The 14960-nt window shown below is 41.9% G+C and carries 14 protein-coding genes; 1 reads left to right on the forward strand and 13 read right to left on the reverse strand.

What is annotated here, in order from left to right:
• Positions 1-89 precede the first annotated feature (89 nt).
• From lhgO to VTAP4600_RS18090, 4 genes are all read right to left on the reverse strand, one after another.
• Positions 90-1307, reverse strand: coding sequence for an L-2-hydroxyglutarate oxidase (gene lhgO / locus VTAP4600_RS18075; RefSeq protein ID WP_102524200.1), 1218 nt, complete (start codon positions 1305-1307; stop codon positions 90-92).
• Complete coding sequence (locus VTAP4600_RS18080; protein ID WP_102524201.1) at positions 1307-3475, reverse strand: TRAP transporter permease; 2169 nt, start codon at positions 3473-3475, stop codon at positions 1307-1309. Before VTAP4600_RS18080 ends, lhgO begins: the two co-directional genes overlap by 1 nt.
• Positions 3476-3599: 124 nt before the next feature.
• Positions 3600-4613: a TAXI family TRAP transporter solute-binding subunit gene (locus VTAP4600_RS18085; RefSeq protein ID WP_102524202.1), complete on the reverse strand. Its 1014-nt coding sequence runs from the start codon at positions 4611-4613 to the stop codon at positions 3600-3602.
• A gap of 337 nt (positions 4614-4950) precedes the next feature.
• Positions 4951-6291, reverse strand: a complete 1341-nt coding sequence (locus VTAP4600_RS18090; RefSeq protein WP_102525439.1) for a sigma-54-dependent transcriptional regulator — start codon at positions 6289-6291, stop codon at positions 4951-4953.
• A gap of 205 nt (positions 6292-6496) precedes the next feature.
• Here VTAP4600_RS18090 and VTAP4600_RS18095 point away from each other — a divergent pair, with 205 nt between their 5' ends.
• Positions 6497-8593 (forward strand): ATP-binding protein, encoded by a 2097-nt coding sequence (locus VTAP4600_RS18095; RefSeq protein ID WP_102524203.1) that lies wholly within the window; start codon positions 6497-6499, stop codon positions 8591-8593.
• 12 nt (positions 8594-8605) lie between these two features.
• Here VTAP4600_RS18095 and VTAP4600_RS26740 read toward each other — a convergent pair whose 3' ends face one another.
• From VTAP4600_RS26740 to VTAP4600_RS18140, 9 genes are all read right to left on the reverse strand, one after another.
• Positions 8606-8881, reverse strand: a complete 276-nt coding sequence (locus VTAP4600_RS26740) for an ATP-binding protein (RefSeq protein ID WP_102525440.1) — start codon at positions 8879-8881, stop codon at positions 8606-8608.
• Positions 8878-10242, reverse strand: a complete 1365-nt coding sequence (locus VTAP4600_RS18105; RefSeq protein WP_102524204.1) for a HAMP domain-containing protein — start codon at positions 10240-10242, stop codon at positions 8878-8880. Before VTAP4600_RS18105 ends, VTAP4600_RS26740 begins: the two co-directional genes overlap by 4 nt.
• Positions 10243-10286: 44 nt before the next feature.
• Positions 10287-11219, reverse strand: a complete 933-nt coding sequence (locus tag VTAP4600_RS18110; RefSeq protein WP_102524205.1) for an ABC transporter substrate-binding protein — start codon at positions 11217-11219, stop codon at positions 10287-10289.
• A 196-nt stretch (positions 11220-11415) separates the two neighbouring features.
• Positions 11416-11670, reverse strand: a complete 255-nt coding sequence (locus VTAP4600_RS18115) for a nitrite reductase (RefSeq protein WP_102524206.1) — start codon at positions 11668-11670, stop codon at positions 11416-11418.
• Positions 11671-11876: 206 nt separating this feature from the next.
• Positions 11877-12416, reverse strand: coding sequence for a hydrolase (locus tag VTAP4600_RS18120; RefSeq protein ID WP_102524207.1), 540 nt, complete (start codon positions 12414-12416; stop codon positions 11877-11879).
• An 8-nt stretch (positions 12417-12424) separates the two neighbouring features.
• Positions 12425-12805: a nuclear transport factor 2 family protein gene (locus tag VTAP4600_RS18125; RefSeq protein ID WP_102524208.1), complete on the reverse strand. Its 381-nt coding sequence runs from the start codon at positions 12803-12805 to the stop codon at positions 12425-12427.
• Between the two features lie 56 nt (positions 12806-12861).
• Complete coding sequence (locus VTAP4600_RS18130) at positions 12862-13761, reverse strand: AraC family transcriptional regulator (protein ID WP_102524209.1); 900 nt, start codon at positions 13759-13761, stop codon at positions 12862-12864.
• Between the two features lie 104 nt (positions 13762-13865).
• Positions 13866-14303, reverse strand: a complete 438-nt coding sequence (locus tag VTAP4600_RS18135; RefSeq protein ID WP_102525441.1) for a hypothetical protein — start codon at positions 14301-14303, stop codon at positions 13866-13868.
• A 32-nt stretch (positions 14304-14335) separates the two neighbouring features.
• A complete protein-coding gene (locus VTAP4600_RS18140) occupies positions 14336-14773 on the reverse strand; it encodes a c-type cytochrome (protein ID WP_102524210.1) in 438 nt (145 codons plus the stop codon).
• Between the last annotated feature and the right edge of the window lie 187 nt (positions 14774-14960).

Consider the following 14960-nt stretch of genomic DNA (forward strand, 5'->3'; position numbering starts at 1 on the left):
AACAAGCTCTACGTTTGTTACGGGCTTTATTTTCCTTATCTCGAGCGCGTCGACTTACTCAATAAAATTGCCCTTTCAATGACGTTAATTTATTTCCGAACTGATTCTTCGATTTTGTCGCATATATAATGCCCAATCGGCATCGCAGATGTCGCTGCAGGAGATGGGGCATTGCATACGTGCAAACTCCGGTCGCTGCTTGCAAATAAGAAGTCATGCACCAAAGAACCGTCAGATAATACCGCTTGGGCTCTTATCCCTGCGGGGTAAGGCTCTAAATCGATCAGCTCTATGCTCGGGCAATATTTGTTTACTAGCTTCAAATAACCTGGCTTCCATAGCGAGTTTTTCCACTCAATTAAGCCCGTTTTTAGATTCTTAGCCGTGACTTTCCAAAACCCAGAATAGGCCAACATTTGCATCGTATCTTTAACGCTAAAATTAATATCTGCGTACCCTTCTCGCTTCCACCCTTGAACGGCATTTGGTCCTACGGTTACCGTACCATCTATCATTCGAGTTAAATGCACACCCAAAAATGGTAAGTCCGGATCAGGGATGGGGTAGATAAGATGGTTGACCACATCATTGTGTTTTCGGTTCAGTCGATAATACTCACCGCGATAAGGAATGATTTGAAAATCACAATCAATCCCGAGCATTTTGGTGACTCTATCAGCCATCAAGCCACTGCACGTCACTAAAAATTCAGTTTGCAGCATCATCCCTTGGCCATCAACACGAGTTTCAACATCAATTTGAGACGCCGATTCCGTCATCGCGACAACTTCAGTTCGCAAACACACTTCGCCACCAAGTTTGGTAAATTGCTCAGCCATTTTGTCAGTCACCAGCTTATAATCAACGATGCTGGTCGACTCAACCAAGATGGCTCCTAGCCCCGTAATATTTGGTTCCGCCAACTTCAATTGCGCTTGATTTAACAATTCAGCTTCGATGCCATTTTCGCTGCATCGTTGGTAAAGTGCCTGCATTCGTTCGAGTTCTAAATCCGAAGTAGCGACTAATAACTTGCCGCAGTTTTCTATCGCTATGCCATGCTCAGCGCAAAATGCCTTCGTTTGCTCTTCTCCTCTCTTACAGAAATCTGCTTTCAAACTGCCCGGTGCGTAATACACTCCAGCGTGGATTACACCACTATTATGGCCGGTTTGATGTTTTGCGAAGCCATCTTCTTTCTCGACTAAGAGGATCGATTTATCCGGAAATCGAGTTTTCAGTTGCCAAGCGGTAGACACACCGACGATGCCACCCCCAACAACAATATAGTCATACACTTTGTCCATTACTGTACCGCCCCTTTACCAGCAGATAATGTGTCTTGATGCTGTTTGTCTTTTATCTTCTTTTCTTGCTGTACGTTATATTGCTTACTGCTATAAGCAAATATGGCAACAAACCCGACACAACTAGCAAGTCTCACAATGAGCGGGATATCAGCCCAAACAAGAGAGATTCCAAGGGCTACCAGTACTATACGTAGTATCCAATTTAGTTCAGATTCTAAGTAACCTTCTATGGCGCCAATAAACGCGTAAGTACCAATAATTGCAAAGAAACCAACGGTAAGCACTTCCGTCACATCCCAGCTCACCAATCCGGTATAGGCGATTAACAACGGCACTAAATATAGACCTTTCGCAATTTTCCATGCCGTTAGGCCAGTACGCATAGGTGGGGTTTTCGCTATCGTCGCCGCAGCAAACGCTGTTAAACAAACTGGCGGTGTTACGTTACTGTCTTGAGATAACCAAAAAATGATTAAATGAGCCCCTAACAAGGCTAAACCAATGGTTTCTAAACCTAAGCTTTGCTCCAGCAGTGTTTCAACAAAGTCCGCAGGTACCAGTGCTAGCATTTCTTTTGCCGTTTCTAGCGCCATGGGTGCATTAAGCAGATCCAATTTCTCGGGAGCGGCAAGCATAAAGATAGCTTTGGCTTGTTCTGGCAATGCACCTGATGTCATTAACTCTAACAGTTGGCTTTCGGCCAATAATTTATACAACGCGGGAGCTGACAGCGTTCCAAGAACAATGTAGGCCGCTGTAACCGGGAGCCCCATACCAAGAATTAACGACGCCAGCGCAATCAGCACCAACATGATAAACAGGTTCCCATTGGCCCAACCATTGATCATTAAAGAGAAGGTGTTGCCAATTCCTGTCGTACTAATTACGTTGATCACCAGCCCTATACCTACCAATAGGACTGCCGTTGTCGCCATGTTTTTCGCGCCTTGAGACAAGGCTTCTACAATGGCTTTTGGCCCCATCTTGTGGTCTTTTGAAAACCAAGAAGCCACCACGACAGAAACGATTGAAATACCGGCCGCATAAGTTGGCGTAAACCCTTGCACGAGTAAGGTAACGAGTACGGCTAATGGGATAAGGTTATTCCAGCCTGAAAGGAGAACTTTAGACAATGACTCTTCACTGGTCGTCACTTTCTGAACGCCGCTTCGCTTGGCTTCGATACGTACAAAGAAACCAACCGATAGGAAATAGATTAATGCCGGGACAAAAGAAACTGCGATAATGTCAACATAAGGAATTTGTGTATAAGACGCCATAATAAACGCGCCAGCGCCCATTACAGGAGGCATTAACTGCCCACCGGTCGAGGCCGCAGCTTCAACGCCCGCGGCAAAACGCGATGGAAAGCCTGCTTTTTGCATCAGAGGGATACTGATCACCCCAGTTGATACCGTATTTGCGACACTTGAACCAGACACAGAGCCCATCAGACCCGAGCCAATAACAGCGATGAAACCCGGCCCCCCGATGACTTTACCCGCAGCCGCTCGCGCCACATTGATGATGTAATCGCCCACCCCAGAGCGCACCAAGAATGCACCAAATAAGATGAACATGAATACGAATGTCCAGCTGATACGAGAAATCGAGCCAAACATCCCTTCCGAGGAATAAAAACTTCTGTACAGTAGCGTTTCTAGACTCAAACCAGGGAAATGAAAAATACCCGAAGCCCACTGTCCCCATAACACGACGTAACTCAAACAAACCAAGATAAGAATGGGAATGAACCAACCCATGGTTCGGCGAATCAACTCAATCACTATTGCAATGGCTAACACCGCAAAGAACCAATCACTTGCAATAAATTTTACGCCTCGCTCATACAAAGCGTCTTCCGCATACGGTATATAAAGCAAACACGCAATCGCAGCGACGGCAATACCCACATCCACCGCTAAGGCGATTTTGCTTTCTTTTAAAGAAATATGTGCGGGGTACCACAATGAACAAATCACCGCGAATCCGGCAAAGTGAGTCGCAGATACCCATAATTCAGGCAAAGTAGAAAATGTATTAAACCAAATATGCAGCAAAGACAACACGACACCAAAGCCCGTTATCGCCTTAGTTACCCATGGAAAGCTGGTCCGTGTGGGCAACTCAAATTTTTGCAGTTCTTCATTGATGTCCTTGCTCATATATCCTCCTGAATACTTGGTTAGGAACGAATTCGCGTCTCTTCTTCCACACGGCTGACTCTTTGCAATGAATGTCATGACAAAGAGTCAGCACGTCAGTGTGGAAGAAGAAAGATGACGGAAGTTACATAGCAACTAATGAGTCAGGAATTGAAATACCCATTTCTTTGTAGAAACGTGCCGCACCTGGGTGCAACGGAACCGGTAAGCCAGCAATCGCTTTCTCTAGTGCCATTGCTTTGGTCGCTTTATGGATACCTTGCAAGAACGTTAGGTTGTCGTAAATCGCTTTGGTTAACTGATATACGTCTTCGTCAGAGATATCTTCACGAACGGCAAGAAAGTTGGGTTGGGCGATTGTGGTGATTGGCTCATCAACACCAGGGTAGGTATTTGCAGGAATTTCGTATTTGGTCCACAAGCTATAGCTACCGTTAGCCTGCTTGATCTGCTCGTCAGTAAAGGACAATATTTGGATGTCTTTACCTAAGGCAGCAAACGCTTGAGTTACCGCACCAACCGGCACACCCGCTGGTGTATTCATGCCATCGATGGTGCCATTTTGAAGCGCACTCGCGCTACCACCATAGCCCATGTACGCTAAGCTGAATTTGTCTGGGTCAATCGACAAGCCTTTCATGATCTGGCGGCCTGAGTTTTCTGTACCGGAGTTTTTCTTACCGATAGAAAACTTTTCACCATTAAGGTTAGTTAAGTCGCTTACCGTACCCGTTTTTGCGTATTCTGAACGAACAATTAAGTGTTCTACGTTTTGCCATAGCATCGAAACTGAGCGTATTTTCTCTTGACGACCCGACTTAGTATACGGCCCCTCTCCGCCCCAAGCCCAAGCACCATACAATCCTTGTAGAATGGCAAACTGTGCTTCGTTTTCATTCAAGAGTTTTACGTTTTCACCTGACCCTGCAGAGCTAATGGCAGAAAGTGAGAAGTGATGTTTTTGAGTCAGCTTGATTTTACTCAACGTTGCAAGAGCAACGCCAACAGGGTAATAGGTTCCACCGGTTGATGCCGTGGCCAAAATGTAGCTTCTTTGCTCAGCCGCTGACACGTTTGCTGCCAGACCAAATGAGGCTATTGCCACTGCTAAGGTTGTCACCAATTTGTTCATTTTCATCTTCTACTCTCCATGTGGTGTTTCACGTTATCATTTTATTAACATTCAACATCACTATGGCAATTTAGATGCCAACTCTTAACTGATTGTTTATGAATGAATTTAATAACAACCACTGTCATAATGAGCAAGTTCTTGCTCACTGAGCGCTATGTAGATAAGCAAAATTTTGCTCATCTACTTGCTCCCAAATTGAAGTATCCCCAAACTCACGCTCACAGATTGAGCAAATATGTGACAAATGTTGCATTTTGGTTAAATTGAGCATAAGCAAGATTTTGCCGACCTTATTTTTTTGGCGCTAATTTATAAAGGCTCGTTTACAAAGAACGGAGACTTAGTCTTTATAATCTAACCGGTTCAACCCCAGCTTCTGCATTTTTTGATTCAATGTTCTACGTGGCAAGTCTAGCTCTTGCATCACGTCAGCAATGCAACCATTCCATCTTGTGAGTGAATCGAGAATGACTTTACGTTCGAAGGTATCCATTTGAATTGCGAGCGGTACACCTTGCTGACCATGATTATCGACACTTGAATTAGGGCGGATCGACAGAATATCCCCAACCGACAGAGTATCGTCCAACGCAAATCGAATGGCGATGTTACGCAGCTCTCGTACATTACCCGGCCACGAATATGAAAGCAGCGCTCTTTCGTCTGAATCACTCGCTTTTCGTGTATGAGGGTTAGCTTGATTGGTAAAGTACTCAAACAGTATCAAGGCATCGTCTTCACGCTCTCTTAATGGTGGCAAGTGCAACTGCGCGACGTTTAATCGGTAAAACAAGTCTTGCCTAAATTCGGAATGGTTAAGAAGATCTTCTTTCGCAGCGGCGATAACTCGTAGATCAACCTTGCGTTTTTCGTTACTTCCCACCCGCTCTATTTCATGATCTTGTAATGTTCGTAATACCTTTACTTGCATAGCAACTGGCATGCTTTCAATTTCGTCTAAGAAAAGAGAGCCTTTATCGGCGTATTCCAGCTTGCCAATGCGTCGCTTTGCCGCGCCAGTAAATGCACCAGCTTCATGACCAAACAATTCACTTTCAAACAAGTTTTCGGGGATTGCGCCACAATTAAGTGCGACCAAATGATGGGATTGACGAGTGCTTTCTTGGTGTAAGCATGTTGCAACTAACTCTTTACCGCAGCCAGTCTCGCCATAAATAATGACGTTGGTGTCGATCGACGCGACCTTCGCTATCTGTTTACGTAAATCGCATATCACTTTACTGCGACCCACCAGCACCTTTTCAATTCCTTTAATATTTTCTAAGTAAGACTGCCGATTTTGCTGAGCGATCTTGGTTTCGTATTCCTCTACGGCCTCTTTTACTCTCGAAGACAGCCGCTCGGGATTAAATGGTTTCTCTATAAAATCGTAAGCACCAAGCTGCAACGCTTTTACCGCCATATCCACATCACCATGACCAGTAATGAGTATCACTGGCACATTAATCTGTTGTGATTGAAACTTCTTCAGCAAGTCTAAGCCGTCTATATCTGGCAGCCTCACATCACTTACGATCGCGTCAAACCCGCCACTTTCAATGGCATTCAGCGCCGATAATCCGTACTCAAAAGAATGCACGTTATAGCCTGCAAGTTCCAACCATTGGCTGGTCGCCTGCCTAACAATTTCATCATCTTCTATTAACGCGATAGATTTCATTGCCGATTCCTGCGGTAGTGCTTCTTGCATTACTTTACGCATAGTGACGTCCTATTCCTTTACTGCCCCTTTGCTAATGCTACCTACGGTATGGAAAAATCTATTTGTATTAAAGGAGCTAGCTCCCATTTCTTACGAACAAATCTTTAACATTTATGGCAATTATAGTTATCTAAACACTGTGAACATCTAAATGGAGTACGATATGACGTTCGGTCGAAAGATAGGATTGGTCGCCATCTCGTTTATTCTGATTGCGATTAGCTTAAGTGTAAGCCGCTATGCCGCGACTCAGTGGCAACTAGCTCAAGCTCAAGATACCATAGAGCAAAGGTTACTCGACTACGTAGGCGAAATACGCCGTTCTTTGCGTCGCTTCTCGCACCTTCCCTTTTTAATCACCAATGAACCCGAAACACAGCGCTTTTTACAAGGCGAGATTAACCTTCGGCCATTGCTCGAATCCCAACTCATTCAATTAGATAAAGCGGCCAATACCAAAGGGTGGTATGTACTATCCAAGCAAGGCCATGTTTTAATTTCAAGTTTATCTAATCGCTCGTTAAGTGAAGCGGATTCGCAATCCATCGCTTCTCAGGTTCACCTCGACAGTGGAAGTTTGTCGATTGTAACTAAAGTCGTGGGCTCGACTCCCTACTATTACCTAGCAGCTCCCATCAATGTTGGTTTCGATCTAGCTGGCATTGCTGTAGTTCAAGTCGATTTAAGGTTCTTGACTGAACAATGGTTTGCAAATGACGAAGCCATTTTGTTTCAAAATAAGCGTGGCACGTTTTTTCTTTCAAGCAGCAGTGAACTCAATGTTGCAAAACTCAACCAAATTGAAAGCCCGTCAAGCACCGTGAGTAGAAAAGAAATCTACAATGGTGCTCTGATTACACAAAGCACGTTATTAGGGCAAAAGTACATTGTGCAGTCGGTTGTATTAGACGATTTGCAATGGCAGTTAACCTACCTAACACCATTAAAAGGCCTTGAAGAAACCGTTTCTTGGATAAGTTGGTCGACCGCCGGCGCATGCCTATTTTTGATCTTACTGTCGATCATTTGGAATTTGCGCCATCAAAAGCACCTAAGCCAGCTTAGGATCCAAAAACTGATTGAAGGCTCAGAAGAACGTTTGAGTCAAATGATCAACAAAACCCAAGTAGGAATATTGCTCTTAACCAGTAACGGTGATCTTGCCGAAATAAACCCGATGGCAAAGCGCTACTTTAACTTATCTGACACCATGATTAAGAACCTCCCTGCGTGGCAGTTATTTGATACCAACAAACCAAGTTCTACCATTTTTCAATTGCTTCAAAATCTGAATAAGCACCACGACTTGGCGGAAATCAATAGTATAGAGACCATGGCACGCCGCAGTGATGGAAGTCATTTTCCGGTGCTGTTTTCTATAACCGTGCTGCATTGGCATAATACCCACTATTATCTAGCCACCGTTATCGATATTAGCAAACGAAAGAAAGCGGAAATCGCACTAAAAAACGTAAACAGTGAACTGCAAGACAGAGTCGAACTGCGCACACAAGAGCTCAAAGACGCACAAAATGAACTGATAGAGATCAGCAAAATGGCGGCACTAGGCCGTATGTCGAGTGCTATTACTCACGAGCTAAATCAGCCACTGACCGGGCTAAGAACCCTGCTCACCAGTAACGATTTATTAATGGAACGCGGTGAAACGCAGATGCTTAAAGCCAATAACAAGTTAGTGCATACGCTTATTGACCGCATGGCGAATATGACAAACCAGCTTAAGTCCTTTGCATTCAATCGACCAGAGCAACTCCACGCTGTTTCTATTCCTGATGCATTAAACGAAGTTCTTAGGATCCACCAGCACCGCTTAAGCAACGTTGACGTACGAGTTCGCTTAGCTGTTGATATCGAAAAAGTATTAGGAGAAGAACAGCGGATACGCCAGGTTTTAGGGAATCTAATTGTCAATGCTTGCGATGCTATGAAAGACGCACCTCACCCTCAACTGATAATCAGCACGCAACATCAAGACGAAAAGATCGCATTAAACATCATAGATAACGGTAGCGGTGTCTCTGAACAAGAACTTGCGACCATTTTTGAACCCTTTCATACCACAAAAAAAATGGGGGATGGTTTAGGATTAGGCTTATCCATATCTACCAACAGCATGCGTGATATGAAAGGTTCTTTGAGCGCCGAAAACAATGCAAAGATTAGCTCCCCCTCTGCACTATTGAATAAAGAAAATATGACAGGCATGACCTTCACTGTTACTTTCCAACCCATTAGTTAAATCGAAGTTTATTTACTCGATAGTCCTATTAGGATCAAGCTGAATTGGGACAGTTATTTCAAAATTAACACCCTTCTCTAACTCACTGGTGCAATTGATTTTTCCTTTTAACTTACTAGTAATTATGTTGTAAATTATATTTAACCCTAACCCAGTACCTCCTTGATTTCTATTTGTAGTAAAAAATGGGTCAAATATCTTCGATAGGTCGTTTTCGTTAATTCCTTTGCCGTTGTCTATATAGACAATGTTAATTTGTCCATCTTCTTGAGAGATTTCAATAACTATTTTTTTGGCGTATCTTCAGAATTGTCTTTACTCTCTACAAATCCATGTATTGTGGAATTGATAATTAAATTTGTAACAATTTGAGCATAGGAACCAGGAAATGAACTTAACATTATTTCTTCTTTAGAAACAATATCAACAACCACATTATTCTTTTTAATTACACCATCTAAGCTAAACACTACCTCGTGCAGGTAAGAAACCAATTCAAACATTCTCATATCTTCATTCGTTTGGTCAACTGCAACTTGCTTAAAGCTATTAATCAAATGAGCGGTTCGCTCAATATTTTTATTCAACTGTTGTGCGCAATCATCAGATTGCTGTAAGTACAACTTTAAATCATTAGCACTCAATTTGTTGCTTTCAAATTTTTTGTTTAAGTCTTGATTAATTTTTAGGAAATATGTCACTACGGTTAAACTGATACCAACAGGAGTGTTGATTTCATGCGCAACACCTGCAACCAATCCCCCCAATGACGCCATCTTTTCTGACTCTACCAGTTTGTCCTGCGTCTCTTTCAAGTTGATGATTATCTGCTCCAACTCATCGTTAGATCTTGTGAGCTCGATCGTTCGCTCTTCGACTTTATCTTCCAACTCGTCAATGTTTTGTTTGATCTTATCTTTCATGATAGAAAAACTATGGGAGAGTTGAGTTAACTCATAACTCCCGTTAATTTTTATTTCACTGTCTAAATCGCCATCTGCAATTACTTTTGAAGCTGTTATTAGCTTTTCAATAGGAGATAATATATGCCTAACAATGAATACTATGCATAATGAAACAATAGAAACAACCAACAATGTTAATATTAAAAACTTGTTTCTAAAATCTTTTAACGCTTCATACTTCACACTCAAAGGCATGGAGTATCCGACTATCCAATCCCAATTCTTATATCGTTTTAGAATTACCCACTTGTCAACACCTTGCACTACTATGTCAAAATCACCTTCTTCATAATTTACTATTTTTCTATACACATCACTATTTTCATAATCTTCAGGGTTACTCGCATCATAAGTGGGATGTAGAATAAGAAGTCGTTTATCATCAATTATAAATGGATATACTTTCATTGGCTTGGCATAATGAACTTTTCTCAATTCATTAATAGATAGTTCTTTAAATCCATATTCGTAGTTTTCAACTAAATTAGTTTTTTGAAGCTTTTGATATCGACTTTCTAAAGACTGTAAAATAGTTTCAACTTTTTCCGTGTAGAAGTTTAGTTGTTGTTTGTCGATCGTCTTCTTAATTTCATTTGCCGATATATAATAAAGAACAAGCATCCCGTTCAAAAGGATAAAGAGCACAAAAAAAAGGATTTGGAACTTTAATTTCGTCTTAAACATTCCACTTCCTTAGTACCCCATCTACAGAGTGAGCTTTATTGCTTTCAATCTACCAATGTCGCCATATCGATCATTTCAATTGGAAAAATGACACCCAACTTTTTGGCTAAGGACATGTTTAAACTTATTTTCGCTCGTGTGTTTTTGGTTATGGGTATCATTGTAGGGGAAGTACCATTGAGAATTTGAAGCGCTGTTTTAGCCCCATATTCGCCAAATTCGTGGACATCTTTTGCAAAGCTGATTAACACGTAAGGGTGTAGAGATTGATCGGTTGTTCCTGTCGGAATTTTTGTTTCGTTCTTGACGAGTTCCTCTGCTTCTTGATCATTCCAGTTTTTTATACCAGCATTATTCAAAAACAGTATCACGTCTACTTGTTCTTGAAGCGACGAGTATGCGGATTTCCACTCTTCAAAGGTGTTCACCAGTTTTACTTCACTAAACGTGAGATCTAAGTTGGTTTGATAGAAATTAAGTGTTTTCCTATCGGTTAATGTATCTCCCGATAAGAACGCAACCCTTTTACCTGTCGCGTATGTTTGCAGCTCAGAAATCAACTCTTTTGCCAGGTCTACTTCTATTTGCCCCGTCACATTTTCGTACGGATAACCATACTGTTCAGCGCTCCAATTCACTCCCATAAAAACAAAGGGCAGTGCTTGATCCTTGTATTTTGATACCACGTATTTACTTGCTGAGTCATCACTTGCAATCACAAGATCCGGCTTCCATTCAGCGATGACTTTTTGAACCTTAAGCCCTTCTATTTTACGTAATTCATCCTCTTTGATACGCTTGGTATCCATATGGACAAATTTCAGTTGTATATCTTCGGGCAACAAAATGTCTTTTACGACTTGAATTTGGATAATCGCGGAGTAGAAGTCTTCATGATAGGAGTTTATGTATAACACTTTTGTCTGGGCAAAGCTTGAGCTGGAAACGACAAGCAACAGTAATAATATCTGCTTCATGATGACTCCTTTTTATGTCAATCATGAAACAATTGACCAGGATGAAAAGTAAGTAATACACCAAGTTTGACTATAGTCTAATTTCTTACATCTATCCAAAAGGACGCATCGTGATGTTGTATTAGGGGCACTTAAAGGTTTAATCATCGCCTGTGATTCGACTCAGCGTAACACTGTTGCGAGTCTATTCACTCCTTTATAGCGAGGAGATCTCTCGATCTAGATTGTGTTTAGGATCAGTGACAATTTTCTCTAACACTTGAACACGCTCTGTTAGTTCATTCAGCTGTTCTTGCATAACTCGCTTATCTTTTTGCCATTCTTGATTACCGCTTTCAAACCTTAGTTTTGATTGCTTCTCTTTATGCTCACCGTAGGTACGAATCAGACCTTTACCAAATATAGCACCAAAAATGATCAACACTACCAATACTTCAGAAAGAGCTTCCAAATTAATTACCTCATTTTATTTCATATATACATCAAGAATTTCTATGTCATTCAAAGATATCTTGGCGACAGAACAGACACAATGAAATAAAGAGTCAAAGCTGATTCAGCTCACTAGATTACAAAACGTATGACAAAAGTCGCAATAGTGACACCAAAAAGTCGCTGATGGTACATGCCTTTGTTTAGCAATTTCATTAATACAGGCTAGCGGATCAATTGCAAAATTTGCTTGAACTCAGAAGATCGACAGTCCTTTACCAATTCGTACAAACACATTTCAAGCGAGGTAATTTCAACACCACTATCTCTAAGTCGATTAATACCGATCTCTTTATTGTCTAATGTTCGAGAAGAAACACAATCACTGACTAGTTCTACCCTATAACCCCGTTCAACTAAGCTTTTTGCCGTCTGATAGACACAGATATGTGCCTCGATCCCACAAATAAGCCAAGTATCTACCTTATGGACACTCATAGAATCCACGAAATCGGGAGATTCACATGCATTAAAAGTAAACTTGGTGATGGGAGCTATATTGTTAAGAAGTGCCTTGAGAACATCAGTGGTCGAACCTAATTTTTTCGGGTTTTGTTCAAGCACTATCACCGGTAGTTCGAGAGCCTGTGACCCCTTAATTAACTTCCCACAATTAGAGATTAGAGCGTCACTATCATGTACTAAATGCGCAAGCTTCCCCTGAACATCGACCACGATCAGCCCGGTATTTTCTGTCGTTAGCATCTCTTCTCCTAGACGTCATGTCCTATTTCAAAAGGTAAACAGGGAGTCCCTTGGTGAAACTTAAGCTGCCAGCAAATTCCCGTAAAAACCCAGATTGAACTCCGTTTAGCATACTCACTTGCTTCACCAGAATCATCGACCAAAGCAGACTCATACGTTAATAACTGCACTGCAGGTTCCAATTGAATACACTCGTAATTCTGTGAATGAATGCGATTAATTGAGGGCGCTTCTGTTTCCATCATTTTAACGATAGACGCAAAGTCATAGCGGTTGCCAGACTTTCCAATTTCAGTAAACGTTGGGTGGATCAGGCGTTCAATATCCGTTTCGTTTTGGCGGGTGTCGTACTGATGTAGCACGATTTCTTGTTCAACCAAAATATCCATTTTATCTCCTGAACTGATATTGAAAAACGACCTCGCATTGAGGCCGTTTCATAATATTACTTTATTGCACTACAAAAACTAACATCGGTGATGCCTTTTTCCGCATCATAGCTGTGGTAAAGCTCAAAGCATGGTCGGTCATCCATTTCAATTCCAAGGTCAACAATTTGCGAGATATGGTCGTTCCACGCTGGGCCATATTGCTGTTTGTCGGTAATGGTTGTACGCAATGTTGCGTATTCACCACCAACAAACGCTTGTAATTCAATGTCACCTGCAATTTTCACGCTCTCTGGCACCATTAAGCAAATGTCTGTGCGGCACTTGTCTACCGGAGTTAACTCTGGGTTATCATGATAAATGAATATGCATGTTGCATCTGCAACCCCCTCAGCTCCGGCCCATTGGTACAACTTACCAATGGCCGGTTCATAGTTTTCTCCGTATGGACCTGTTACTCGAACGTATGCAAGTGTAGTTGGTTCAAACTGCTTTCTTTCCATAGTGACTCTCCTTTGTTTAGTGTGAGGAGAAGTATAAGAATCGGCGTCGGTAGAGTCGTTTCCATTCTTGCTCAGTTGGTGTCCCATCTTGCTATTTTGAATGGCGATAGAAAATAGCTCTACACTCGGGCAACTTCTTACGTCCGTTGGCGACATATTAAAATACTTACGAAATGCCTTCGCAAAACTCTGTGAACTGGAAAAACCATACTCCAGTGCCACCTCAATCACCGCTGGCTTTTTGTAGAACAAATCTTGAGCCGCTTGTTGTAACCTCAAGCGACGTAAGTAATCATTCAAAGTTTCATTCGTAACGGCCTTAAATACTCGATGAAAGTGATAAGGCGACAGTGACGCGATACGCGCTACGTCCTCAAGGTTAAGTTGAGTGTTATAGTTTTTCTCCAAATAACGGATCACTGGTTTGAGTTTTAAGTGGTAATCAGTTTTCATGCGTTATTCCTTTAGAGCGCGTTTGATGACCCTAGCATGACAAATTACTGGTTTTATGTACAGTTATTCATTCGTATTTCCTGACATGACACACACCTAGCGCACTACCTTTTTTTCATCTTGATACCGTCTTTGATATTCAGCCCCATCAAAATCAAATTGGTGCCCCCTGCTAACAACTCTAATGCTTGTACACTATAAAATAGTGCTCCAAACTGCCCCTGACTGGCTAGAGATTGCAAATAGATAGCCGACGGCACCAGAATGAGTAACCCGTTCATTGCGATAAATGGCATACGCTTTTTCTTTTTTCCTATCACGCCGCCTCTGGCGTTGGGTGCTAATTTTGCCCCCGTAATACCGGTTACTGCCATCATCAATACCAATAACCCCATTGCATACAATATTGACGTTTTCACCGCCAAAATAGTGTGATGATCACCGAACAACTCAACCGTTAATGTGCTAGCAAAAAACGAAAAAATCATAAAAAATGCCATCATACCGGCGACACGATGGATACTTGCTATACGCTTGTTCATATTCATACCTTATTTCTTTTAGTAACGAGAACTTACCAGCGAGATCGATAAGTACGGTGGCAACCACGACACGTACTTTCGACTTGTTTAAGGCCAGCTTCAGCCATGTTGGCATTTTGCTGCTGACTTGCTCTGTACATATCTTCAAAGCCTGAATTCATTTGGTTAAGGTGAGAATCAAATTTGGCCGATTTATCCCACACGGCCTCTTTTGCTTTGCTGCCTTTCTGGCTCCCTTTCGGAAATGACACCGTTAATGTATTACCGTGTTCCTTTAAGGTTTGGCTAAGAATCGTCAATTGATCCCAGTCGGTTTCTGAGCCATCAATAACGTCACTTGCTTGCTCTAATCCGGTTTCAATCTCGGAAAACGCGTTTTGTCTTGCTTCAATTTCTGTTTCGAACCCTTGTGCGAACAGTGTCGTCGGTACCATGACCAAAAGTAACGCCTTAAAATTTTTTAGTCTCATTCTTCTATCCTCTGTTGTCGCCTCTCAGCTTATTACGAGAGCGGTTTGATTTGCATTTACGTCCGCTACCAATGCGAACGGCTGATGTGTTCTGTTATTTAATTTACACAACAATTATTGCTATTGCAACTGTTGTTGTGTAAATTAATTGAAATAGACATTAATTTATTTTTAACAGGAATACAGA

Source organism: Vibrio tapetis subsp. tapetis (assembly GCF_900233005.1).
In the GTDB taxonomy this organism is placed as follows: domain Bacteria; phylum Pseudomonadota; class Gammaproteobacteria; order Enterobacterales; family Vibrionaceae; genus Vibrio; species Vibrio tapetis.